Consider the following 22816-nt stretch of genomic DNA (forward strand, 5'->3'; position numbering starts at 1 on the left):
TTTCGGGCGGGCCGACGGGCCTGCGGGCGAGCTAGAGGGCGATCTCTTCGTCGACCTCACGGCCGGGTTTCGCGTGCTCCTGCGGCCTGCTGAGCAGGTGTTCGGCCACGTCGCCGCCCAGGACCTCCCGGGCCTCCTGGTCGCCGTACTCCATGGCCTGGCGGAACAGTTCCTGGTTTTCCGGGGAGTTGCTGAACACGTCGTACTCGGGGCGTTGCTTCCAGAACTTGCTGATGGCGGCCTCGCGGGCTGCGTGCGTCGCTTTCTCGGTGGGGGAGAACGGGCTTGGGTCTTCCGGGATGATTCCGGCGGCCTCCGCTGCTGCCACGATCTGCTCGTCCCACACACACGCGGCGTACTCCGGGTCCTCACCCGACTCCGCGATGTACCGGGTGCGCTGCTCCTCGCCGTACCCGGCGGCCGTCAGCTGCTGCTGGTGGTCGGCCTGTTGCTGGTCATGCGGCGCGGGCTGGTCGGCGGTCACGGTGACGGGGGCCCACGGGTCCTCGCTCTTCTGCTGCTCGCCGTTCACAGATCGATCTCCTCATCGTCGTCGCGGTCGTGGTCCTGGCCGTTGTCGGCCGGGGGCGGAGTCGGCTCGAAGCTGTGGGGGTGGGCGGCGTGGTCCAGGCCCCGGGTGGCGAAGCCCTTGTCGCCGTCGCCGCGGTGTTCCTTCTCCGCCTCGGCGACCTCGCGGTGGTTCGCCCCGACCGCGTCGACCAGGTGCCGGGTGTGGGTGGCCTGCTGCTGATAGGCGCTGACGTCGGCCGGGGTGACCTCCTGGCCGGATGCGGTCTTCTCCTCCAGTTCGGCGGCGGCCCGGTCGAGTTGGGCGAGCGCCGGAAGTAACCCGGCGACCTCCTCCTGGTGGGCGCGGATGTCCTGGTCCTCGGTCTGGGTGTCGCTCACTGCAGTGTTCCTTCTTCTCGGTGGCGGGGTCTCAGAAGTCGATGTCGAGGTCGTCGTCGACCTCCGGCGGCGCGGGGCCGGCGTCGGGCTCGTCGCGCACGAGTCGCAGGTGCCGCTTGGGCCGGGGCGCGATCTTGGGTTCACGGGTGGGCCTGGGCGGCCACTCGGCGCCCTTGGGGCCGTGCACGGTCACCTCCTGGCCGGGGTGGACCTCGGCCTGGATATGGCCCCGGTAGACCAGGGAGCCGTCGTCGAGGAACTGCAGCGAGGGGTGGGTGCGGGGGTCGTCGGCGGGCTTCACGGCGTCGCGTTCGGTGAGTGGCTTGGGGTCGACGGTGCGGCCGTCGACGGACAGTCCCTTCGGGGAGACCTTCACGACGTGGCCGCGCCACTGCCTGATCAGTTGCCCGACGACCGCGATCGGTTTCACCGGCCCTGTTCCTCGCGCTCGGCGGCGGTCAGCTCGACCGGGGCCTCGTGCCCGGCGGCCTTGAGCAGCGCGGCGACGTTCAGCTCGTCGCCGGGGGCGACCACGCGGGTCTCGCGGGCGTCGCTCGCGGCGACCAGGGCCTCGACCGTCTTGCTGATGGCCTCGACCCGGGCCACCTCGGTGCGGTGCTCCCATACCTTCTCGGCGACGCGGGTCTGGCCCTCGATCATGGCGACGGCCACCTGGGTGCGGCCTTCGGTCTCCGCCATGACGCGCTCGTGGCGCTGCTCGCGCTCCAGGCGGCGGTCGCCGCGCCACAGCGGGGCGCACACGGCATAGACCGCTGCGGTGCCGACCAGCCACAGCAGGGCGCGCAGCGCGGAGTCCGGCGTCCAGGCGGCCACGCCCAGCAGCGCGAGCGTCCCGCCGGCGGCAAACGCGAACCGGGTGGTCTCCGCCTCGCCGTTCGGCTTGGCGGCCGACACCGTGCCCGCCGCGGCGGCGAGGGCGGCCAGCCCTCCGCTGATCCACAGCGGCTGGGTCGAGCCGTCGGGCAGCTGCTCGTGCCAGCCCCACGCCAGCGCGGTCGCCGCGGTGGTGACCAGTCCGGGCGCGAGGCGGCCGAAGTGCTCCCACAGGGCGCGGCCGGCGGACTTCACCGGCGGCAGGGGCTCGACGCTGGGCAGGTAGGGGGCGGTGATCTGCTGCTCGCGGCTGATCAGGTAGGTGGTCGGGTCGAAGGGGGTGGGCTCGTTCATGGGGTCACATCTCCGTCTCGTGCTGGTGGACGGGGGCGTCGGGGGTGTGGGCGGGAGCCGGTGGGGCGGGCTCCTTGTCGCTGGCCAGCTCCGGTTCGCGTTCGGCGTGCTGGATGCGCTGCTGGTCGGCGGCGACGGGCTCCAATGCCTGCCCGGCGTGGTCGACCAGGGCGGAGACCGGAAGGGCCGGGTGGCGGGCGTAGTTGCGCAGGTCGTGACCGGCTGCGTCGAGCCGGTCGAGGGCTGCGGTGTGCAGGACCTGCTCGGCGGTGTAGGCGGCGGTGCCACCTGTTCCGGCCTCCTGCAGCTCGGCGAGGACCTGGTCGCTGGGCTGTGGTCCGGGGTGGCGCTGGGCCTCCCACGCGACGGTCAGTGGGTCGATGGGGGCGTGCCGCTCGTCGAGCGTGCGCATCGCCTGGTAGACGACGGCCAGCTGCGGGTGGGAGAAGTCCCGGTCCTCCAGCCAGCCGGTGACCTCGCGCAGTTGGCGGGGCTCGTAGAGCAGGGAGGCGACGGTCTCGCCCTCGGCCTGGATGTCGACCCGGGCCCGCTCGGTGCGGGGCACCGGGGTGACCTCCTGCTCGGGCGTGGTGTCGAGCAGGTTGCGCACGGTCTCCGGGGCGGTCTTCCAGGCGGCGTCCAGCTGGGCGAGGCGCCGCCCGGTCCGGTCTGCCTGCTCCAGCGCCTTGAGCGCCTGGTCGACCTCGGCCTGCCGGGCGGTGTCCCGCAGCGTCTTACCGGCGTGCTCGACGGCCCGGTGGATCGCGGCCTCCAGCACCATCCCCCCGTACAGCGGGGCGGTGCGGGGGTTCGGGCAGACGCTCGCGTTGGCCAGGTTGGACAGCCGGGACGGGATGAGGGTCTGCCGGATGCCCGGCTCTTCGATCTTCGCCACGGCCGCGGTTACGGCGGCCGGGACGTCGTTCGGGGCGACCTTGGAGAAGTCGATCGAGTGCAGTGTCCGCCACAGTGCGGCGTAGTCCGGGCGGGAGAAGGTGCCCGGCGGTATCCAGCGCATCGAGGGCAGCGCCTCGGGGCGGTGCAGCATCGCCCCAAGCAGCGCTTCCTCCGCCTTGAGTGTCAGCTTCTTCACCGGGCCACCCCGCCCGGCTCGTACGGGTGCAGGGGCGCGACGGCCGGGAGGTACGGCGGGTGGCGCGGGTGCCCGGCCTTGGTGGTGCCCAGGGCCCACAGCCGGGCGCCGTGGGCGGTGAGGGCCTTCTCGACGGTGGTGGCGCGCTGGAGCCTGCCCCACGCTCCCCAGCCGACGGTCAGGTCGTGGGCGGCCTCGGCGAGCAGCTGCAGCAGCGCATCGTTGTGGGCGCCGACGGTGTCGAGCAGCCCGGTGGTGAGGATGCTGGGGTCGGTGGACCGGACGGGGAACAGGTTGGCCAGCACCAGCCCGCCGTGTCCGTCGCGCTGGGCGAAGCCGACCAGTCGCCGGACCGTGGGGTCGTCCTGGTCGGCGGTGGCCATCGACGGGTTGAGCAGGACGTAGATGCGGTGCGGGCCGGGTGCCCAGGTGCGGGTCAGGGCGTAGCGGTGGACCAGGTCGGGGCTGAACACGGCGGTGCCGGCGTCACCCTGCTGGTGGGTCAGGCCCTGGTCGGCGGCCCATGCCTGGATCTGCTCAGGCAGCGTCACGGCGTCACCTCCGCGTCCGCCAGTTCGGCGAGCACGCGGGCGGGGCACGGCTCGCCCTCGGGGTCGTTGAGACACACCACGGTGGGGGGATCGGCCACGGCCGGGTTCGTGGCCAGCTGCTCGACGCTGACGGCCGCCCCCTGGCCGAAGAGGTCGAGCTGGAGCCCGCCGTTCATCTCCGGGTCGAATGGCGTCCGGGTCATGCCGCCTCCGCCCGGTGCAGGACGGCCCGCAGCCGGGACCCGATCCAGGTACCGACCTGCGGGGAGACTGCATTGCCGAACCCGTCGACCTGGTTACGGGCGGAGCCCCAGACGGTGAAGGTGCCGCGGTAGTCGTTGAAGTCGACGTCGAAACCGCAGCCACGGCCGATCTCGTGCGCCGCCATCATCCGGTAGAAGCAATCCTCAAGCGGCAGCTCGGCGAGCGACGCCCGCCACTGGGCCATGAGCAGCGCGGTCGTATCCCGCGAGGTGAGGGTGCCGAGTGGGTCCGTGACCGGGTGAGGCGCGGTTTCGTTCCCCGTGGGGCCGTTCTGCTTGTACCAGCCGGCGGCCGTCAGCACCCCCGGGATCTGCTCCGAAGTGAAGGTGGGCATCGCCTCGCTGTGCACCGTGGGCACGGTGTTCTTCCGGTACGGGATGACACCGGAGGACAGCACGGCGAGGGTCTCCGAACCGACCTGGGTGGGCAGCGGTTCCCCGGTGCCGCGCGCGGCACCCTGGAAGTTGTCTACCGCGAGCGCCATCGTCGGTACGGCCAGTCCGTCAGCGTCGTCCTGGGCCCACAGCGGCTGGGCGACCGGCCCGGTCGACAGGATCGCGGTCTCCTGCTGGCTCGTCTGCGTCGCCATCGGCTGCAGCAGGAGCCGCTCCGAGCCGTGCACACCCTTCGCCGGCATGAGGATCGCCGGGAAGTCGGCGAACCGCTGACGGCACCGTTCCGCACGCGCCATCGACGACCGCGCGAGCGGCCCGACAAAGCCGTCCTTGAATGTCTTGACCGGCTTGTCGCCGATGCGCGTACCGAGATCAGTGAGGTCGAGCGCGGCCAGCGACGGCGTCATCGGCGGGACGACGGGGCGGCGGCAGGATGGGCACCGGTACTCGTACTGCTTGCCGTACATCACCGTGCCGGTCGCCGGGATGCCGGTCTTCCACGTCCACACCGCCTCGACGTCCCTGTCGCAGCGCCCGCAGTGCGACACCGGCCGGTGCTCCAGGTCGGGCATCGGCAGGGACTTGTCGACGAACACCCAATAACCGCGATCCCGGGACTGCGGGACCCCGAAGAACTGGCTGTTGAGGTAGAGGACTTTGTGCCGGTAACCGAGCAGATCGAACTGGTTGAGCCACCACCGGTAGGTCGAGCCGTCCCCGACCTTCTGGCGACCCGGCAGCGCGGGCCCCCATGAGGTGAGCTGGGTGGTGCACTCGACGAGGATGAGCCGCGGGTGGTGCTTGGCGACGTACTGCAGGACGCAGTTCGCGGTCGCTCGGTCCCGCTCGGACCTGGTGACGCGTGCCTCGTAGTCGGGATCCTCCAGCTCGAACAGCGTCAGGCCCTGCTCGTACGCCTTGATCGTGTTGGCGAGTGAGTGGTTGACGCAGCTCACTCCTGCGGCCAGGAGGTCAGCGGCGGGGAGGTCGCGGGCGGAGTGGTAGTCGGCGGCGTCGGGGTCGACCAGGTCGGCGATCCAGTGTTCGGCGTCGGGGTGGTTCCGCTCGTGTACCTGGACTTTGTACTCGTTGTGATTCGCGGCCATGATCGTGGTGAATCCGGCATCCCCGATGCCCTTGGTGAGCCCGCCGAAGCCGCTGAAGAGGTCGACGGCCACGTATTCGTCGTGGCGGAAGCGTCGGCGCCTGACGGCCGGCCGGTGGGTGGCGGTGCGGGACTTCCTGCTGGACGCTCGGGCCATCAGAGGGCCTCCTCGTCGAGCAGGCGGGTGGCGGTTCCGTCGTCGAGCTGCAGACGGACCCGGGCGACCAGTTCGGCAGGCGGGAGCCACAGCCCCAGCTGGCCCCGCTCGTGGGGGACAGGCAGGGGCAGGGGGGTCACGTCCTTGAGGACGTAGTGGTTGTGGCCGGGCAGGGACCACGGGGTGCACTCGCCATCGTCGGCGTGGCAGTCGACGATCCGGGCGACGGCGATCACGGCGCGCTGCTCAAGCTGCAGCCCGCGGATCACGGCGGCCATCGGTGGGTGCTTCCTCGCGGCCTTGTCGATCGTCGCGCCCGCGTGAATTAGGACGGGGCCTCGGTACGACCAGCGCTGAACCCGGTTCTCGATCCCTTTGCCCGCGTACGCGATGCACGCGGCGTGGGGCTGGCGGACGGTCAGCGCGCGGATCTGGCGCGGTTCAGCGGTCTGGACGGTGCCGGTCATGCCAGCCCCCGGAACGCCTTGGCGATGCCGATGAGCACGATGACCGTGATGACGACCGTGATGATCGCGCCCCGGCCGCTCGCGGTGACGACCTTGACCAGCTGCAGCGGCACCTTGACGGCGACGGCCACGATCGTGGCCACGTAGACAAGGAACGCGGCGCCGATGGTGTTGCCGATGCCCGCGCCGACGTGGACGGCGAGCAGGGCGGCCAGCGTGCCCGCGAGGATGGCGACCAGGGCGGTGATCCGCTCGGCGGTGAAGTTCTCGGTGGTCTTCATCGGGACACCGCCAGTCGCGCGGCGGGGACGAAGGTGCGGAAGTCGGCGGCCTCGACGGCGAGCAGGCAGGCGCGCATGTGGGCGGCGGCGGTCTCGGGGTGCTTGCCGTACTCGTAGGCGACCTCGGCGACCGCGTCGGCGGCGCCGTTCGGACCGAGCCGGTCGACGGTCTCGTAGACCAGCTCGCGGGTCCGGGCCGGGTTCGTGGCGAACTCGGCGACCGGGGCGTAGGAGACGAACAGGAATGTGGCGAGCGTCGTGGTGACGCGCGAGGTGGAACGCACAGCAGCCTCCGGCAAGGGAGAAGAAGCGACGGGGTGGCCCGGCTCGGCCCCGGGCGGGAGCGGGTCGCTCATCCGCCCGGGGCGAGGTGGGAGTGGTCAGCCGTTGCCCTGACGGGCGGCGCGCTCGGCGGCGGCGCGGGCGGCGGCCTCGGCGGCCTCCTGCGCGCGGCGCAGCGCCTCGCTGGCGGCGGGGTCCTGGATGACGGCGGTGATGCCGATGGCGGCGACCACGGCGGTCAGCCGACCAGCAGCGCGGAGCGCGGGCGGGTGGGCTGCGCCGGGGGCTCCTGCCGGCCGTCCCGCTCGTGCGGGGTGGGGCGCATCGGCAGCTGCGGCCGGGTCTCGGCGTGCACGGGGTTGTCGCAGGTGGCCACCCCGTTGCGGGTGACGACGCTCTCGAAGTCGCGGCAGTCGCGGCACCTCGGGCCGATCCGCCCGACGACCACGAGCCGCGGGCCGGTGAGGACCGGCAGGGCTCGGATGCCCTCGGGCGACAGGCGCAGGGCGGGCAGGTCGTCGACCGTGACCGTGGCGCCGGGGATGAGGCTGAGAGAATTACGCACGGAGATCCCTCCAAGTCAGGGGTGTCCCAAACCCGGGAGGCGTTCGCTGCGCCTGTCCGGGGTCGGCCGGCGGCTGCAACCGCTGGCCAGAGAGAGGGTCAGGGCCTGCAAGCCCTGGCCCTCTCTCGCTTGCAGAACCAACATAACCCCCAGACCTTTGAACTTCAAGACCTTTGAACCTTTGGAGTTTTGTGGTTAGGTTGATCTCGACACCGAAGGAAGGGAGTGGCGGATGGGACTGACCCCGGTCCGCGTGCGGCCCCGGGTGCGGCGCACAGTGCCGACCCCGCGGACCCATAACCTCTTGGAGTCCATGACTCCACGACCCCAAGGGGGACCACAAATGGCTGGCAACGCGGCGAAGCGCAAGGCCGTGCAGTCCGAAGAGCGGCCCAAGTGGGTGCCGCTGCGCGAGGACCAGCACAGCGAGCTGTCCACCATCGCCCGGGAGTTGATGCTGGCCCGGTCGCAGAAGACGGAGCGAATCACCGAGAACTCCGTGATCCGGGTGGCCGTCGACCTGGTGATCCGGCATCCGGAACTGCTGGTCGGCGACACGGAAGACGACCTGCGTACGAACGCGCTCGGACGGTTCGAGCAGCTGCTGGAGCGGGAGCGTGAGCTGCTGGCCGGCGGCGCGGAAGAGGAGCCGGGGGAAAGCCAGTGACCTCAGCAGCCACCGACGCGATCGACTGGCGGGGAGCAGCCGAACGGCTCGTCAACGAGACGCCTACCTGGGTGGTCGCGGTCGCCGGCGGCGCCGTGCTCGTCACCCTGCTGATCGTGGGGGCCTTGGCCCTGTCCCGGTCCTCGAAGCAGCAGGCGGAGAGGGACCAGCACCACCGCGAGGCTGTCGAACGTGCCCAGGAGAAGGGCCAGCCGCTCCCCCCGAAGCCTCTACACATGGACCCGAAGCCGCTGCTCGGCGGCATCGCGGTGTCCCTGAACGGCCTGTGGGGGTTCGCCCAGGACACAGTCGGCCTGTCGTTCTTCTTCGCGGTCGGCTTCGTATCGATGTTCGATGTGCTGGAAATGCGGCTGTTCTCCGACATGTACAAGATGGCGAACGCGGACCCGCGCAGGAGGTGGACGCGCCAGCTGAAGCTGATGCGCGCCACTGCTTGGGGCTTCGTCTTCGCGTCGGCGGCGGCGAATGTCGTGCACGCACCGAACCTGTGGGCGGCGCCCTTCCTCGCAGCTATGCCGATCGGCGCGGCCTGGGTCATCTATGTGCCGCTCCAGAACGCGCTCGCGGGCGAGGACTTGGAAGAGGACACGAAGCGTCCGGAGGGCACCAAGCCGGGCCCGTTCCGGCTGGCCGGCCTGCTCTGGCGGCGGCTGTGGGCCTGGGGCTTCCGGGTCGCGGGCCTGGACGTCAATGACCGTGCCGACGAGATGGTCCGCCGGGCGCGTGCCCGCGAGGCTGCGGACGCCTCGTACGCACTGCGCAAGGTACTCAAGGAGAAGGAGCAGCTGGAGGCAGTCGTCGGCAAGACCGTTGTGCCGCGCGGGCGGGGAAAGGTCTCGGAGGAACAAAAGCGCCTCGACGCGCTGAACCGGGCCCTGGAGAAGAAGGTCCGGCCCAAAGCGCAGATGGCACTGGAGCTGGCGGACACGCAGGACCCGGAGCAGGGCCTGCAGCTCATGCAGCGCATGGCCTGGCTGACCCGGGCCGACGACGTCGCCATGCTCGACTACGGCCCCAACAGCCCCGCCATGCAGGTGCTGGAAGAGCTGAACATCGCGGCGAATGCCGACTTCCTCAAGTCCCGCAAGCGGGCGCAGGACGCGGACCAGAAGGCTGCGGAGGCGGAGGAGATCCGGCTCAACGCCGAGAAGGCGGTTGCGGAAGCCGCGGAGAAGCTGGCGGCCGTGGAGAAGGTGCTGGAGGAGACCCGCAAGCAGGCGGAAGAGGCCCAGCAGAAGGCGGAGGCTGAACGGGAGACGGAGGAGAAGCGACTCAAGGCACTCCGCGAGGAACGGACGCGGCTGGAGTCGAGCGACGCCACGGCGGCCCAGCTCTACCAGCGGACCTCTGAGGAACTGGACGCGCTCAAGGGCCAGATGATCGGGTTGCAGGAAGAGCGCGGCAGGCTCGCCACCGCCTACGAGCAGGTCCAGAAGCAGGCCCAGGACGCCAGCGAGAAGGCGCTGCGCCTCGAAGGGCAGCAGCAGTCACTGACGGTCCGGCTGGAGAACCTGCAGGCAGAGCGGGCGCGTTTCGAGACGGAAGCCACCAACGCGCTCAAGGAAGCGGACGAAGCCCGGAACGAGACAGAGAAAGCCCGCCGGGAGCTGGTGCGACTGCAGGGCCAGCTGGCGGCGCTGGAGAAGGTGCAGCAGGCGGTGCCGGCGCGGGCCCCGGGCGGACCCCGGGTGCAGGCCACAGTGGATGAGGACCAGAAGGCAACGCGCGAGCAGATCCGCGCAGTGCTGGAGTCACTGACCCCGGAGCAGCGGAAGCTGTCGCAGCGGGAGCTGTCGCTCCTGATCGAGCCGAACGTCGCGGTCAAGGCGGAGTCCATTCGCCGACACCTGCGGGCCATCGCCCGGGAGAACCAGCCGGACGTGCCGGGCCAGCGGCCGGCCGACGGCGAAGACGACGACGAGTGAGCGGGGGAATCGCCGGACTCTATGCACAGGCCGGATTCCGCACGATGAGCCAGACCATGCTGTCCGGTCTGGCGGGCGATCTGCCCAGGTCCTCCCGCCAGGCGGGAAGCCGCGCGCCCCTGCGCGACAGGACCGCAACGATCGGTGAAATCCGTGCCGTACTTGTCAGTGCAGCGACGTATACAGACAGGAGTGGCCCCGGTGGCGCGTGAAGAGCTTGGCGGCTGCAGCACCCCCGGGGCCCCGAAGGAAAGGACCTTCGTGAACGACAACAGTAAGGCCAGCAACCAGCCCGTCATCAACGAGGCTCCGGGCACGGGCGCCTCGGCGGCCGGGAAGCCGGAAGAAGGCTGGAAGCTCATCAAGGGCGACGCGCTCAAGAACGTGCTGTTCCCGCGCCCCGTCTTCCACCGCCCCACGGTGCGGCTAACGGCCTTGACCGTGCCGGCCACCCTGCTCGCTGCTGAGACGACGACGCAGGACACCAGCACCGAGGAACTACTGGGTACCATCTTCGGCGAAGTGCTCGACACCGGTGGTGCGCTGTTCGAGCAGCAGCCGCTGCTGATGACGGCCCTGGCAGTCGGCCTGGTCGGCGCCGGATACATGAAGTTCAAGGGCGAGTTCGGCCCCACCCGCGAGACCGACGGGTTCGCCCCCAAGGGCAAGTTGCGAAAGGCGCTCGGCGCCCAACAGCTGGTCAAGAAGCGCAACGTGCTGCGTCCCAGCCTGGCGAAGGTTCCCGCACGGAAGGTGGACACCAACGCGGTCGGCACCTACCTGGGCAAGGACCGAAAGACGGGCCTGCACTTGTACATGGCGATCGAGGACAGCTCCGTGATGGTCGCCCCGCCCGGTGCGGGCAAGACGGCGAAGCTGGCCAACTGGATCATTGACGCGCCGGGCGCGGTCTTGGCGACGTCGGTGAAGGTGGACATTGTCGACCTGACGGAGAAGCTGCGGGCCAGGGTCGGCCGCATCCTGATCTGGAACCCGCAGAGCATCGGCGGCAGGGACTCGAACGTGGCCTGGGACCCGGTGATGGGCTGCTCCGACCCGGAGCACGGTGTCGAGCGGGCGATGCGCCGCGCGAACTACCTGCTCGACGGCTCCGACGCCACCCGCGGTGTGGAGAACCGCAATTTCTGGGAGACGGCCAGCTACTCGGTGCTCAAGGCGTTCTTGTGGGCGGCCGACGCGGAGGGCCTGAGCCTGCTAGATGTGGCTCGCTGGTCCAAGAGCTTCCGTAACCAGGAAGCAATTACCATCCTGGAAAAGTTCGAACACCCTGACCCATCCGACCCGTCTCGGCCGGTCGCTCCGCGCGGCTGGAAGGACGATCTGCTCCAGGTGCAGAAGGTCGAGGGGAAGCCGACCACTGGTGAGAACGTCTTCGGGACGCTGTCCAAGACCTTCATGTTCTTGGACACGCCGCAGGTCCAGCGGGTCATCGAGGACGCGCACAGGGGCGACGGCCTCTTCGACATCCGCGGCTACCTGCAGTCGCAGGACACCCTGTACCTGCTCGGCCGGGACACCGGCCGGGGCGGCATCGGCCCGCTGTTCAGCTGCCTCACGGGTGAGATCTACGAAGAGGCCCGGGAGATGGCGCCGCTTCAGCGCGGCGGGCGGCTGGACGCGCCCTGGTCGCTGATCCTCGACGAAGCGGCGCTGATCTGCTCCGTGCCGCTGGAGAAGTGGACCTCGGACAGCCGCGGCCTGGGCATCGCCATCCATGCGGTGTTCCAGTCGCGCTCGCAGATGCGGGAGCGCTATGGCCGGGAGGCGGCGAAGACGATCTGGACCAACATGGTCAAGCTCGTCCTGGGCGGCCTGGCCGACGAAGAAGACCTCAAGGGCCTGTCGGAGTTGTGCGGCCGGCACAAGGAGAAGCGGGAGTCGCACTCGAACTCTCCGGGTACGGACGGCACCGTGCGCCGGTCCTCCTCCTACACCTGGGTCGAGGTCGACACGATGACCCCGGCGGACATCATGAACCTGAAGCCGGGCGAGATCCTGGTGCTGCGCCGCAATATCGGCGGCCCGGTCGTCGTCCGCTACGTGGCCGTGTGGGACCGCAAGGACGTCAAGGCCGTAGCCAAGCAGGAGAAGCGGGACGCCAAGGCGGAGGTGAAGGCACGCAAGCACAAGGACGCCGCGGTGCCCTCCTATGCCCCGCCGGTCGCTGCGCCGCTCGTCGAGGACCCGGCGGACCTGTGGGCCCCGCCGGAGCCTGCCAGCCCGTGGGCGCCGTCGGCTCCGGCTGGTGACCCCAGCCCGTGGACGGCGGACCCGGCGGCCAGTGGCCGGGCGTCCGGCCCGCTGCCCGGCCCGCGAGACCACCTGCAGGTCGTGCGCGGCGAGGTTGTCCCGCCGGTGCCTCCGATGCCGGAGCATCCGCCGGTGATTCCGGAGCAGCCGGATTTCGCGCCGACCCGGCACCTGGAGCAGGTGCCGCCGGGGCCGCAGGAGCTCCCTGCGGGGACCGTGCCGGCGGCGGTGCCGCTGCGCAAGACCGGTACCGATGAGACCAGCACCGACCCGTTCGACGACGCTGACGACGACCTGGGCGGCCTGTGATGGGAGAGATGAAGCTCGACCCGATGGAGATGCTGCTGCGGCTGACGGGCGACCTGTCGGCCGTACGTACCCGCGTCCAGGGGCTGGAGGATGCAAACCTCAGCGAGGCGCTCGACGGGCTCGACACGAAGGTGGGCCAGCTCCGGGAGACGCTGGCGGGGGTCGTCGAGGCCATCCGGCAGATCCAGGCGGACGCGGAGGCAGAGGAAGCGCCCGACTGGCCCGGCACCACGCCGAACTGGATGGACGACCTCGACCAGGAGCAGGCCCGCATCCTGTGGGACTGGCTCACGGAGTGGTGCCAGAACAAGCTGTGGCCGTTCTACGCCCAAGAGGTGTGGAGGCCCTGCTGGTACAAGCACCCTCGGCTGCGTATCGAGCTGACCTCCCTGTGCGCGAACTGGTACTGGTCGTACACGAAGGGGGCGCCGCCCACCCGGGTCTCGGAGTGGCACGCAAGGTGGTGGCCGCACGTCCAGAAGGTCCTCAAGGAGGAACTGAAGAACTGCGGGATGCCCCGCGACGGCCTCAAGAAGCCCAAGCACCCCGTGCCGGTCCCGGTCATGCCCACGGAGGCCACCCCGAACCCGCCGGCGCCTCCGTGGACCGAAGAGGACTTCGCCGAACCCGGGTTCCTCGCGACAATCGAGAAGGACATCGCCCGGCGACGGAAGCCGGACAAGGAAGCTGACTGATCTGCAGCAGCAACCACGCGGAGGGGGAGTCACCCAAATTTGGGTGACTCCCCCTCCGCGTTGCCGGGACGCTTACCGGTCCTTGAGGACCTCGTCGGCCGCGTAGGCGATGCCCAGCGCCGCGGTGCTGATGTCCTTCAACGTCTCGGCCAGCGCGTCGTGCAGCGCGCCCGACTCGACCCCGGCCAGCATCCCCTGCAGCAAATCGCGGATCTCCACGGCCCGGTGCGGGGGCGGATCTTCCACGATCTCCGCATCGACCACCGACTCGTCGCCGTCGGCCGCCGTCTCGCCCGCCGGGGCTCCGCTCGTCGAGTCACCCAAATTTGGGTGACCTCCGGCCGCGGGGCTGGCCTGCTCCTGGGCGCCGGTGCCGCTGACTGCCGGGGCCGCTTCCTTCTTCCTGGAGCGCGTCGTCTTGGGCCTCGGCTTCGCCTCGATCGCCTGCTGGAAGGTGTTCGAGGTCAGCGCCGGCGGCTCGGTGGACCGGGCCAGCTCGACCAGGCCGTCGACCACGGTGGCCGTGACCCGGTGGCGACGCTCGGCGGCCCACACCCGCAGCGCGACGTACGCGCGGGCGGTCACGTCCTGGCCGTGCTCCTCGACCATCGGCAGCAGCTGCTGCACATGGGAGTCAGGGATCGCGCGGGGCCGGTCCTGCTGCTCGGTGATGGCCTTGAGCAGGGGCCACTGCTGAATGCGCCGGTTGACCTCCGACTCAGACTCCCCGAACCGGTCCTGGCAGTAGTCCGGCCACGTACGCCCACCGTGGCGGTGCAGGCGCCGGGAGCGGACTGCGTGCGCGGCCTTCCACTTCATCCACTCGGCCCGGTTGCCGTTGGCGAACGCGGCTTCGCAGTGCCCCAGTTCGTCGACCTCCTGGGGCGTCAGCTCGCCCTCGACCTCGACCTCCACCTCGACGGGCTCGGGGATCAGATCCGGGGTGAACGCCTGGGGCCGGTACGGCTCCAGCGCGACGGCTGGCGTCCCCGGGTCGCTCTCCCCGGCCGGGGCCGGGACGGTCGGCACAGTGGGCGCGGCCGTCTCCGCCTTCGACCCCTCGGCCTGCCGTCGTGCCTCGGCCGCGGCGGCGCGCTGTGCTCGAATCTCCTGCCGGGTAGGACTCACCGGCCGACCTCCTGGTCACCAACGGGCAGCAGCCCGCGCTTCTTCATCTCCGTCACGAGCGCACCGAACGCCGTTTTGGCGGCCCCCTCCACCGGGGCTCCGATGGAGTCGCCGAAGCGCTCGCTGCGCGGGATGACCGTGGAGAACACCTGATAACCCTCCTTGGTCATCTCCTCGCGGTAGTAGCCGGTCGATGACGCGTTCGCCACGGTGCGGTTGAGCAGCACCCATGTCTCGGGCTTCCTGCCGGTGGCCCTCAACGGGGCACTGCTCGCCAGGATGTCCTTAAACGGCTTCGCGGTCTCAGGCTCGACGATCCGCTCCCAGTCCCCGGCGGTCGGCGACATGTGCAGGATCACCAGGTCGGCGATGCGGAGCACCGAGTCGGCGACGAAGGGGTGGTTCTCGCTGTGCCCGCAGTCCACCATCGCGATGGTCTTCCCCGTCGGGGGCACGACCTTCGTGTGGAACTTGGCGTCGGCCTGCGCGTGCACGGGAAAGGAGAAGTTGCCCTTCTCCGGCTGGCTCCAGGCCCAGAACTGCTTGCTGTGGTCGGCGTCGTACCCGACGACCTCGTAGCCTTCCTCGTCCTCCAACAGGGCGTGCGACAGCCACCCGGTATCAGTGGTCTTGGCCATAGTGCGGGGCGACATGTTCGCGATGAGCATGTCGGGAGCCTATGGGCACAGCCGAGATCAACACATCACGGACGCCCGCTTCCGCCCCCGTACCGCCCGCTTGATACGCGAAAGCCCGCCCCGTGGCAGGGGCAGGCTCGTCCGTGTGTGCGGTCCGGTCAGGTCTCCCACACGGCCCAGGGCTGGTCCTGGGTGGCGCCGCGCAGCCACATCGCCGCGTGCTGCACACCGTTGGCGTACCGGCGGCGGGGGCCGCGCATCGCGGCCTCGGCGGCGTCGTCCTCGGCCCGCAGCTGCCGGGCGTCGGGGATACCGGCGGCGCGGTCCGTGATCGGGCTCGGGCTCCGGCCGACGGCCCACAAGTAGGTCGCCCGTACGCCCTCGTGGAACTCCTCCAGCTGGTAACCCGTCCGCACGGCGTGCTCGATGTTCTTGAGCAGCGCGGTGACCTCGGCCAGCGGGCGACGGCCGACCACCGGCTCGGCGGGCGGCTCGGTCGGTGGCGGCGGAGCGGTCTGCTGCGCCGCGGTTCCTCCGGCCGGCGGCGTGGCGCCCGGCCCGTTCCACATCGTCGGGTAGTCAGCCATAAGGGCACGGTAGCGGGCGGCACAGACAGAGGGCAGGCAGTAGGAAGGGCCAGCGGCTGCTCCGCTGGCCCTTCGGCTACATGTCGACGTCGAGGTCGATCTCCGGCGCGGGCGGCGCCGGGACTGCGACGAGCTCCGGCTCGGGGCCCGCGGGCTCCGGGGTGGCGTCGCGCTCGGCCCGTGCCAGCTCCTGGCCCAGCCGCTCGTAGTCCGTCCCGTACCCGCCGAGACCGGTGTCGCGGCGCTCCCGCTCCACTTCCTCGGCCTGCGGCTGCTGCCGCTCGGCCTCCCTCTGCCGCTCGGCCTCCTGCTCCCGCTCCTGGGCGCGCTGCTGCAGGATCTCCTGCGCGAGGCGGGCCTGCTCCATCGCCTCCATCAGCTGCTCCTCGACGGACTTCGTCGGCGCGGCCGGGGCGGCGGGAGCGGTCGGGGCCTCGGGCTCCTCGACCTCGGGCTGTTCCGGGGCACGGCGCTCCAGCTCGGTCCGGGCGAGGGCAGCTTCGTCCCGCACGATCTGGGTCTCCTCGACCCACGCCTCGCGGGCCTGCTGGACCTCCTGGTACCGGCTCGCGCGGTCGCCCATCGTCTCGGCGATGTCGCGGCTGGTCTGGGCGCGGTCGAGGGTCTCCTTCACCAGGTCGCTCGGGTCGATCTCGGCCTGCAGCGTGGGCACCTGCTGCAGCGCCATCGACTGGGCGAGGGCCTCCTGGTGCTCGTTGTAGCCGGTCGCGGTCTGCGCCTCGTACATGGCCTGGGTGACGCGCTCCTCGTGCTCGGCGGCCTCCTGCTCCGCCTGCTCCTGGGCGCGGAGCTCCATCTGTACGGCCTGGTCCTTGAAGTCGCGCTCGGCGGTGAACGCCTTCTGCATGTCGTCGGCGACGTACGGCGGCGCCCACTCTTCCTCACGCTCGGCACGCTCGATCATTTGCCGCAGCGTCTCGTCGGACGCGCGGGCGATGTCCGCTTCCTTCTCGTCGATTCCCAGAGCACGGCGCGCGCGCTCCCAGTCGGCGCGGGCCTCGACCGCACCCTGCGGCGGGGCCTGGCCGATGGCGTTGGTGTCGTGGTCGTAGCCGTGGGCCTCGCGGTAGCGCTCGACCCGGCCGGCGCGGCGCTCCCAGTCGGCCCGCTCCGTCGGGTCCTCGGGCACCGGGCCCAGCCGGTCGACGGCCCATGCGGGCTGCTCCTCGGCGACGCGCTGGCCCAGCCGCTCGGTGCGCTCGTCCATCTCGACGGCCCACTCCTGCAGGAAGCGGCCCAGGTCGCCGTCCAGGTCCGGGGTGCGGGCGGTGTAGGAGTCCATCGCCTCCCAGCGGGCCTCGCGCTCCTCGGCCTGGCGCCGGGCGACCTCCTGGTCCTGACCGGCGTGCAGCACCTCGACGTTCTGCGCGAACGCGTCGTTCTGCCGCATCAGGTCCTCGAAGTGCGGGTGCGCCTCGGCCTCGACTGGTTCGGGGGCGTCGACCAGCTGCTCGACGTCGGCGTCCGTCATCTCCTCGGCGGCCCGCAGCGCGGCGGCCAGTTCCGCCTCCTGGCGCTCGATCGTCTCCGGGTCGGTGCCGGCGTGCAGCGTCTCGACCCCGGCCTGGGTGGCGAGGGTCTGCCTCATCAGCTCGGCGTGCGGGTCGCTCTGCTGCGCGACCTCGGCCGCCCGCTGCAGCTCCTCCGGGTCGACCGGCGCCTGCCCGGCCTCGACCGCGTCCTCGACCTTGCGCTCCTGCTCAGCAAGGGCGGCACGCTGCTCGGCCTCCTCGGCGCGGATCTGGTCGCGCTCGACCAGGTTGTACGCCTTGTTCAGCCGGTCGTGCAGCACCTTGGCGACATCGTCGGCGGTCTCCAGCTCACGGGAGCGGGCGGTGCGCACCAGCAGGTCCTCGGCGTCGAATCCCTGCTCCTCGACGTGCCGGGCCAGCCGCAGCAGGGAGCCGAACGCCTCGCTGCTCGCGCACCGCTGGTAGTCCTCGGTGCCGATGGCCTGCAGCAGGGCGGTGCCGAAGCGCTTCTCGGCCTCCTGCTCCTTCACGCCCGACCACACCGGCTCCAGCACGGCGAGGTGCTCGCGGCGCTCCAGCTCGGCCTCGATCGTCTTCGTCGCGGTCAGCTCCAGCCCGCTGCGCTGCAGCGTGGAGTCCAGCACGGCGAGGTGGTGGGGGATCTCCTCTTCCTGGAGCCCGTCGCCGTCCCGGTGGGTGATGACGTACCCGAAGTTCTCGACCTCGCCGCGGGTGAGCATGACGTACAGCGCCTCGCGGTTGGTCGAGCTGGGATCGACCAGGGAGTGGCAGACCCCGACCGTGCGGCCCTGCGCGCCGTGGACGGTCGCGGCGTAGGCCAGCTCGACGTGCTCCTTCACGTAGGCGGCCGGGAGGTGCATCTGGGAGCCGTCCTCCAGCGTCACCATCAGCGCCCCGTTGTCGCTGATCCCGGTGACCTTGGCCACCGTGCGGTTCACCGCGAAGCTGCCGTTCTCGGCCGTGATGTTCCGGTTGTTGCGGCGCAGCTGGATCAGGTCACCGACACCGGCCTTCGTCTCAATGCCGTGCTCCTCGCGGCCGGTGCGCAGCACCACGCCGTCCTCGGAGACCTTGCCCGCACGCACCAGGTCGGCGCGCACCCGGGCGGACAGCTCGGCAACCTGGGCGTTGTCCTGAGCGATGAGCAGCGGGTTCTTGTTGTCGAGGTGGTCGGTCAGCCATGCCTGGTAGGCGCGCTCGGTCATCTCCTCGGCGGACCCGCCACGCCACCGGCCGTGCAGCTCGTACGCGGTCAGCGCCTCGCTGTTGCCCTCGCGCAGCTGGAGGGAGGCGTCGGCCTCCCACTGGCGCACGGTCTTCTCGCCGGTGACCGGGTTGGTGTCGCGGAAGCGGCGGACCTCGTCCAGGACGTGCACGCCGGAGGCGTCCTCGACCCACTGGGCGAAGATGCCGCCCGCGCCCACGGCCGTGAGCTGGTGATGGTCACCGGCCGGGACGCACTTCGCGCCGGCGGCCTCGATGAGCGCCCGGACCTGGTCCATGTCGCTGTTGTCGGTCATACCGGCCTCGTCGACGATGACCAGGGCGCCCGCCGGGATGCGGTACTTCTCGGCGTCGGCGATCGGGCGGCCCTCGGCGATCGACCGGTTGGCAATCAGCATCATCTCGATGTTGGCGACGTTCTCCACGCCCTCGTCGCGCAGCACCTCGGCGGCGCGCTGGCCGCTGGCCAGACCGATGACCTTGCGGCCCTCGTGCGCCTCCCACACCTCGGTCAGCGCGGCGAGCGTGTAGCTCTTGCCCGCGCCGGCCGGGCCGACCAGCAGGTCGACCTTGCGGCCGGAGGTGGCGGCGGCCCGGACGAAGTCGGCCTGGCGGCCCTTGAGCCCGCGGCGCTGGATGACTTCCTCGACCAGCTCGCTGGGCACGGTCGGCGCCCCGCGCTTGCCCGCGAACTCGGCCAGGCGGCCCTCGGTGCGCAGGGCCTCCTCGGTGGCGTACCGGTCGAAGGTGTCGGGGTTCGGCTCGTACCTGAAGGTCCCGTCGGTGCGCTGCAGCTCGGCGGGGACCTCGACCAGGGCAGGCGCCTTGGTGAGCACCACGCCGTTGTCGGCGGTCGGAGAGAGCGCGTCGTCGGCCAGCTGGTTGAGCAGGTCGCGGACCTGCTGGCGCTCCAGCCCGCCCAGCGTGTCGGGGAGCTGCCGGTTCAGCTCGACCAGCAGGTCAGGGCGCGTCCAGGTGGGCTTCGCCTCCTGCACCGCGGCGATGGCGCGGCGCTGGATGACCTCGGGGTCGAACTCCTTGGCGGGGCGGTGCAGGTCGTGGATGGCGGACTCTTCGGCGATCCGCTCGGGCACGTCGGCCAGCGACTCGCGGAAGCGGGCCTGGCTCGACGCCTCCCAGCGCTGGAGCAGGGTTTCCCTGGTCACGGCGTCATGCTTCTTGGCCGCGCGCTGCCGGAGGCTGACGTCCTCGCTGATCCGGGCCAGCGTGTAGGCGGAGGGGGCGGCGCCGTACTTCTCCTCGAACGCCTTGGCGACCTCGGCGACCTCGGCGGTGATGGCGGTGCGCCGGCTGCTGAACGAGTCCCGCAGGTCCTGGTCCACGCCGACGATCTCGCGCGCCTTGCCGTCCGGACGCATCTGCACCCGCCAGCCCAGCACCCGCTCCAGCTCCTGCTCGGCGACGCGCTCGGCGAGGTGCCCGGCGGCCTGCTTGTGCCGGAACAGGCCCGTGCCGTCCAGCGCCCGCCACACCTCGCGCTCGCGGCCGGTGACCGGGTCGACGTCCACGCACCGGACCTTGTTCAGCACGGCGGCATGGACGTGCAGCTGCGGGTCGTCCTGCCTGCTCGTGTGCTGGGCGAACGCGGCCACGATGAACTTGTCGGCCTTGACGTACTCGCCGCTGGTGCGGCCGTCCTTGCTCGCCCCGTGGTGGCCCTTGCGGGTGTACCCGGCCTCGTCCTGCATGTGCTCCAGACCGGCCTGCACGCCCGCCTTCCAGCAGTCCCACAGCTGGTCGGCCTGGCGGCTGAACTTCTGGGCCGTCTCCAGGTCGCCGGCCTCGCGCGCCTCGGCGGCCTTGACCTGCAGCGCAGCGTGCGCCACCGACCACGACTTCGGAGCCGAGAACGTCAGGTCGTAGTACAGCTTCGCGCTGGGGGCTTCCTTGCGGGTGCTGATCTCGATGGCCTTGAGCTGCTCGGGGCTCAGCACCCCGCCCGGGGTACGGGCCTCGGCCGCGGCGAGGTTCTTCTCCAGGCGCTTTTCGTACGCCTTCTCGTAGTTGCGCGGCGCGTCACCGAGACGGCACTCCTTGCGGATCTTCTTCTCCGCCTGGGCGTACTCCTCGCTGCCCTCGGGGTGCGGGATCGACGCCAGCCGGGCGTACATCTCGTCCCGCTTCCGGGGGTCGATGAAGTCGCTGTACAGGTCCTCGAAGACCTCGTTAGCGACCTCGCCGGACAGTCCCAGGTCCGCGATGCCGTCGCCGGTCCAGTAGCCGGGCGGCTCCCCCTGCAGCTCGATCGAGCGCAGGTAGTAATGCTCGGCACCGGCCCCGACCGTCTTGGTCAGGTAGCCGGGATCTGAGCCTGCACTGATCGACAACATTGAGACAAAGAGTAGGGGATTTTCAAGATCAACAACAGCCATCGGATCGTGATGCATAGGTGTGGGGATTGTTGTAGTGAGCAGGGGAATTACGGTGTGTTAGATAGTCCGGGTGATCAAGGGAAGATGCGGGGTCCGATGTCCGGGGTCTGCAGAGGGTCAAAATGGATCGCTGAGGCGGTGAGAGGGGGCCGTCCTGCGGCCTGCGGGGTGGTCTTCGGCCTGCATCTGCGGGCCTCGTCCGTCATGGCGGCGCGCACGGTTTGTAACGAAATATTCCGGTCGGCGGGCACGGTCCGCGCTGGCTCCGGCGCTCGCGGCTGCGGGTGCGCCCACCGGGTGGTCGCCGCGCCAAACGGAGAGGCGGCACTGGCCACTCGCCGCACCCATGCGCTACGGTCGGCGGCGACGACTTCGACCCCCGCCGGGCTTCCCGGCGGGGGTCGACTGTTACCGAGTGCCGGGGGATCGGTGGCGGGCTGCGCCCCACCCTGGATGGCGTGCTCGCCGGACCGGCGGCTCCCCAGGGCCGCTCGACGCTGCGTAACCGAACCGGTGGGGCCGTGCCCCACCCCGCCCGCCCCCGCCGCGCACACAGAGCGCGGCCGGCCGGGCTCCGCTGGGGCAGGGCGGGACGGCCGTGCCCCACGCGCCGGGGAAACGACGTGGGGCACGGAGGCGGGGACGGACCGCCGGGGACGGCGGTGCACCGGCGGCCCTCGCGGGGACCTGCCCCGGCCTGGCGGTCCCACGCGAGGCGTCCGGAGCGGGGACCGTTCCCCGCCCACCGGAGCCGCGGCGGGGTCGCTCCGGTGGGGACGCCCCGGGCGCCGAAGCCTTCCCACGCGCCGCACGCGATGTGCCCCGGGGACGAACGCGGAGGCACTTTCCCCGCCCGTGAACGCGGACCGGCCCCGGACCTGTCGGTCCGGGGCCGGTCCGGCTGGGGCCGGTCTAGAAGAGCGCGTCCTGGTGCGCGCCGGAGGGGTTGCCGGCGGCCAGCGCGGCGGCGATGGCCGTGTCCAGGTCCTCCGGCCGGGCGGCGGCGATGGCGGCCTGGACCGCCCGCGCCCGACCCACCGCGCCGCGCACATCGGCCAGCGCGTGGCCCGCTAACCTGCGACGACTGGCGGCGTCGCGGTTGTTGTCGCCCCTCGTCCCGGCCAGCCAGTGCGCCGGGTTCTGGCACGGCGGTTCGTCGCAGGTGTGCCTGACGACCAGCCCGGCGGGCAGGGAATCGGGCCCGTTGGCGAGGCGGTAGCCGAAGAGGTGGGCGGGCACGGTGCCGCGCCTGGTCCGCCCCGGAAGGGAGGCCGCGCGGAACGTGCCGTGAGCCGTGTCGGTCAGCCCGCCGGTCCACCACCAGCACTCGTCCGGGCCGCGCTGCAGGACGTGGGCGCGGTACCGGGCGACGGTTTCCCCATCGGCGAGCAGCACCGCCCAGGGCATTTTTTCCCCGGCTGCGGTGGGATCCGCCTCTGCCTCCGGTTCCCCACTGCCGGGGGCGGGGCGGCCGGGAACGGAGGGGTCTTCCCCACCCGCCGGGCGGGGAACGGCGGTGCCGGAATCAGGGCTGGCTTCCCCGGCCGGGGGCCTCATTCCTGCCCCAGTGGGGACGGATCGGTGTCCGGAAGCAGGGCGCCGTGCCCCACCCCGGGCTGGGGACGCCGGGGCTCACGCCCCGCCCTGCCGTCGCTATCCGTGTTCGCCATGGGGAAATCCTCCGGGTCCGGGGCGGACTCGACACCGGGGAGCGGTCCCCACTGCGGGAGGACGTTTCCCCGCCCGGATGCCCCGGGGACGCGCACCGTGCCCCGGGCGCTCTCGGGAACCGGGGCACCGGCGGCCGGCACGAGCTGCTCCTGGTCGACCAGGTCGCCGCCCTCGTCGGGGCCGTCCTGGGCGGCCCCGACGAGGGCGGCGACCTGGTCGGGGCCGTCCTGGGCGGCCAGCTCGGCGGTCGCCTTGACGTCGACCTCGTCGGTGCCGTGGCAGATGAACACCGCGCAGGTCTCGGTGTAGGCCGACAGGGCGTCGTCCGGGTTGCCGGTGCCGTAGGTGCGCCGGGTGCAGTCGGGGGCCGTGCAGCGCCAGACCTCCTCGACCTCGATCCGCTCCGTAGCAGTCGAGCAGTCCCGACACTGCGGAGTGAGGTGCATCACACCTCCGCCGAAAGGGTGGGATCCGGCGCTGTGGTGGGGGTCAGGGCCGTGAAAAACCGCTCGGTCA

The 22816-nt window shown here is 71.3% G+C and carries 23 protein-coding genes; 4 read left to right on the forward strand and 19 right to left on the reverse strand.

All coding sequences use genetic code 11. From position 1 onward, the window contains the following. Positions 1–31: 31 nt before the first annotated feature. The 13 genes from BN1555_RS35300 to BN1555_RS35355 all read right to left on the reverse strand — a co-directional run bounded on the left by BN1555_RS35300 (position 32) and on the right by BN1555_RS35355 (position 7257). Positions 32–532, reverse strand: coding sequence for a hypothetical protein (locus BN1555_RS35300; RefSeq protein ID WP_093804048.1), 501 nt, complete (start codon positions 530–532; stop codon positions 32–34). Further along, on the reverse strand, positions 529–909 hold the full coding sequence (locus BN1555_RS35305; protein ID WP_093804049.1) for a hypothetical protein: 381 nt from the start codon (positions 907–909) through the stop codon (positions 529–531). The genes BN1555_RS35300 and BN1555_RS35305 overlap by 4 nt, the downstream gene beginning before the upstream one ends. A 31-nt stretch (positions 910–940) precedes the next feature. After that, positions 941–1339, reverse strand: a complete 399-nt coding sequence (locus tag BN1555_RS35310; protein ID WP_255306512.1) for a hypothetical protein — start codon at positions 1337–1339, stop codon at positions 941–943. Next, complete coding sequence (locus tag BN1555_RS35315; RefSeq protein WP_093804050.1) at positions 1336–2097, reverse strand: hypothetical protein; 762 nt, start codon at positions 2095–2097, stop codon at positions 1336–1338. Before BN1555_RS35315 ends, BN1555_RS35310 begins: the two co-directional genes overlap by 4 nt. Before the next feature lie 4 nt (positions 2098–2101). Then, positions 2102–3190, reverse strand: a complete 1089-nt coding sequence (locus BN1555_RS35320) for a DnaB-like helicase N-terminal domain-containing protein (RefSeq protein ID WP_255306513.1) — start codon at positions 3188–3190, stop codon at positions 2102–2104. Continuing rightward, positions 3187–3741, reverse strand: a complete 555-nt coding sequence (locus BN1555_RS35325; RefSeq protein ID WP_218058263.1) for a DUF1643 domain-containing protein — start codon at positions 3739–3741, stop codon at positions 3187–3189. The genes BN1555_RS35320 and BN1555_RS35325 overlap by 4 nt, the downstream gene beginning before the upstream one ends. Next, positions 3738–3944 (reverse strand): hypothetical protein, encoded by a 207-nt coding sequence (locus tag BN1555_RS35330; RefSeq protein WP_093804051.1) that lies wholly within the window; start codon positions 3942–3944, stop codon positions 3738–3740. The genes BN1555_RS35325 and BN1555_RS35330 overlap by 4 nt, the downstream gene beginning before the upstream one ends. Continuing rightward, complete coding sequence (locus BN1555_RS35335) at positions 3941–5662, reverse strand: DNA cytosine methyltransferase (protein ID WP_093804052.1); 1722 nt, start codon at positions 5660–5662, stop codon at positions 3941–3943. The genes BN1555_RS35330 and BN1555_RS35335 overlap by 4 nt, the downstream gene beginning before the upstream one ends. Then, positions 5662–6129 carry an ASCH domain-containing protein gene (locus tag BN1555_RS35340; RefSeq protein ID WP_093804053.1) on the reverse strand — a complete coding sequence of 156 codons (468 nt, stop codon included), beginning with the start codon at positions 6127–6129 and terminating at the stop codon, positions 5662–5664. The genes BN1555_RS35335 and BN1555_RS35340 overlap by 1 nt, the downstream gene beginning before the upstream one ends. Next, the gene (locus BN1555_RS35345) at positions 6126–6410 is read right to left on the reverse strand and encodes a hypothetical protein (protein WP_093804054.1); all 285 of its coding nucleotides are present in this window, start codon (positions 6408–6410) and stop codon (positions 6126–6128) included. Before BN1555_RS35345 ends, BN1555_RS35340 begins: the two co-directional genes overlap by 4 nt. Next, positions 6407–6694, reverse strand: coding sequence for a hypothetical protein (locus BN1555_RS35350; protein WP_093804055.1), 288 nt, complete (start codon positions 6692–6694; stop codon positions 6407–6409). The genes BN1555_RS35345 and BN1555_RS35350 overlap by 4 nt, the downstream gene beginning before the upstream one ends. A 96-nt stretch (positions 6695–6790) precedes the next feature. Further along, entirely contained in the window at positions 6791–6925 is a 135-nt protein-coding gene (locus BN1555_RS41060) for a hypothetical protein (protein ID WP_255306514.1), read from the reverse strand. Positions 6926–6930: 5 nt separating this feature from the next. Next, on the reverse strand, positions 6931–7257 hold the full coding sequence (locus BN1555_RS35355; protein WP_255306515.1) for a hypothetical protein: 327 nt from the start codon (positions 7255–7257) through the stop codon (positions 6931–6933). A gap of 343 nt (positions 7258–7600) precedes the next feature. On the opposite strand from BN1555_RS35355, the gene BN1555_RS35365 reads away from it, so the two are divergent. The 4 genes from BN1555_RS35365 to BN1555_RS35380 all read left to right on the forward strand — a co-directional run bounded on the left by BN1555_RS35365 (position 7601) and on the right by BN1555_RS35380 (position 13145). After that, positions 7601–7924 carry a chromosome segregation ATPase gene (locus BN1555_RS35365; RefSeq protein ID WP_093804057.1) on the forward strand — a complete coding sequence of 108 codons (324 nt, stop codon included), beginning with the start codon at positions 7601–7603 and terminating at the stop codon, positions 7922–7924. Continuing rightward, on the forward strand, positions 7921–9870 hold the full coding sequence (locus BN1555_RS35370; protein ID WP_093804058.1) for a hypothetical protein: 1950 nt from the start codon (positions 7921–7923) through the stop codon (positions 9868–9870). Before BN1555_RS35365 ends, BN1555_RS35370 begins: the two co-directional genes overlap by 4 nt. A gap of 261 nt (positions 9871–10131) precedes the next feature. Then, positions 10132–12450, forward strand: coding sequence for a type IV secretory system conjugative DNA transfer family protein (locus BN1555_RS35375; RefSeq protein WP_255306516.1), 2319 nt, complete (start codon positions 10132–10134; stop codon positions 12448–12450). An 8-nt stretch (positions 12451–12458) separates the two neighbouring features. Further along, complete coding sequence (locus BN1555_RS35380; RefSeq protein WP_255306517.1) at positions 12459–13145, forward strand: hypothetical protein; 687 nt, start codon at positions 12459–12461, stop codon at positions 13143–13145. A gap of 72 nt (positions 13146–13217) precedes the next feature. On the opposite strand, the gene BN1555_RS35385 is transcribed toward BN1555_RS35380, so the two are convergent. The 6 genes from BN1555_RS35385 to BN1555_RS35410 form a co-directional block, all read right to left on the reverse strand. Beyond that, positions 13218–14273, reverse strand: a complete 1056-nt coding sequence (locus tag BN1555_RS35385) for a hypothetical protein (protein WP_093804060.1) — start codon at positions 14271–14273, stop codon at positions 13218–13220. Then, positions 14270–14941, reverse strand: a complete 672-nt coding sequence (locus BN1555_RS35390) for a ParA family protein (protein WP_093804061.1) — start codon at positions 14939–14941, stop codon at positions 14270–14272. Before BN1555_RS35390 ends, BN1555_RS35385 begins: the two co-directional genes overlap by 4 nt. A gap of 128 nt (positions 14942–15069) precedes the next feature. Then, the gene (locus BN1555_RS35395) at positions 15070–15498 is read right to left on the reverse strand and encodes a hypothetical protein (RefSeq protein WP_093804062.1); all 429 of its coding nucleotides are present in this window, start codon (positions 15496–15498) and stop codon (positions 15070–15072) included. Between the two features lie 76 nt (positions 15499–15574). Then, on the reverse strand, positions 15575–20587 hold the full coding sequence (gene mobF / locus BN1555_RS41385) for a MobF family relaxase (RefSeq protein WP_304364562.1): 5013 nt from the start codon (positions 20585–20587) through the stop codon (positions 15575–15577). 954 nt (positions 20588–21541) lie between these two features. Next, positions 21542–22036: an HNH endonuclease family protein gene (locus BN1555_RS35405; RefSeq protein ID WP_093804064.1), complete on the reverse strand. Its 495-nt coding sequence runs from the start codon at positions 22034–22036 to the stop codon at positions 21542–21544. A gap of 146 nt (positions 22037–22182) precedes the next feature. Continuing rightward, on the reverse strand, positions 22183–22746 hold the full coding sequence (locus BN1555_RS35410; RefSeq protein WP_093804065.1) for a hypothetical protein: 564 nt from the start codon (positions 22744–22746) through the stop codon (positions 22183–22185). Positions 22747–22816 lie beyond the last annotated feature (70 nt).

It is taken from the genome of Streptomyces sp. Wb2n-11, from assembly GCF_001049855.1.
Taxonomy (GTDB): Bacteria; Actinomycetota; Actinomycetes; order Streptomycetales; family Streptomycetaceae; genus Streptomyces; species Streptomyces altiplanensis.

Excerpts from the sequence above, each read along its gene's own strand:
- BN1555_RS35315 (WP_093804050.1), bottom strand. The coding sequence starts at position 2,097 with ATGAACGAGCCCACCCCCTTCGACCCGACCACCTACCTGATCAGCCGC.
- BN1555_RS35330 (WP_093804051.1), bottom strand. The coding sequence starts at position 3,944 with ATGACCCGGACGCCATTCGACCCGGAGATGAACGGCGGGCTCCAGCTC.
- BN1555_RS35335 (WP_093804052.1), bottom strand. The coding sequence starts at position 5,662 with ATGGCCCGAGCGTCCAGCAGGAAGTCCCGCACCGCCACCCACCGGCCG.
- BN1555_RS35340 (WP_093804053.1), bottom strand. The coding sequence starts at position 6,129 with ATGACCGGCACCGTCCAGACCGCTGAACCGCGCCAGATCCGCGCGCTG.
- BN1555_RS35345 (WP_093804054.1), bottom strand. The coding sequence starts at position 6,410 with ATGAAGACCACCGAGAACTTCACCGCCGAGCGGATCACCGCCCTGGTC.
- BN1555_RS35365 (WP_093804057.1), top strand. The coding sequence starts at position 7,601 with ATGGCTGGCAACGCGGCGAAGCGCAAGGCCGTGCAGTCCGAAGAGCGG.
- BN1555_RS35380 (WP_255306517.1), top strand. The coding sequence starts at position 12,459 with ATGAAGCTCGACCCGATGGAGATGCTGCTGCGGCTGACGGGCGACCTG.
- BN1555_RS35390 (WP_093804061.1), bottom strand. The coding sequence starts at position 14,941 with ATGCTCATCGCGAACATGTCGCCCCGCACTATGGCCAAGACCACTGAT.
- BN1555_RS35395 (WP_093804062.1), bottom strand. The coding sequence starts at position 15,498 with ATGGCTGACTACCCGACGATGTGGAACGGGCCGGGCGCCACGCCGCCG.
- mobF (WP_304364562.1), bottom strand. The coding sequence starts at position 20,587 with ATGTTGTCGATCAGTGCAGGCTCAGATCCCGGCTACCTGACCAAGACG.
- BN1555_RS35405 (WP_093804064.1), bottom strand. The coding sequence starts at position 22,036 with ATGCCCTGGGCGGTGCTGCTCGCCGATGGGGAAACCGTCGCCCGGTAC.
- BN1555_RS35410 (WP_093804065.1), bottom strand. The coding sequence starts at position 22,746 with ATGCACCTCACTCCGCAGTGTCGGGACTGCTCGACTGCTACGGAGCGG.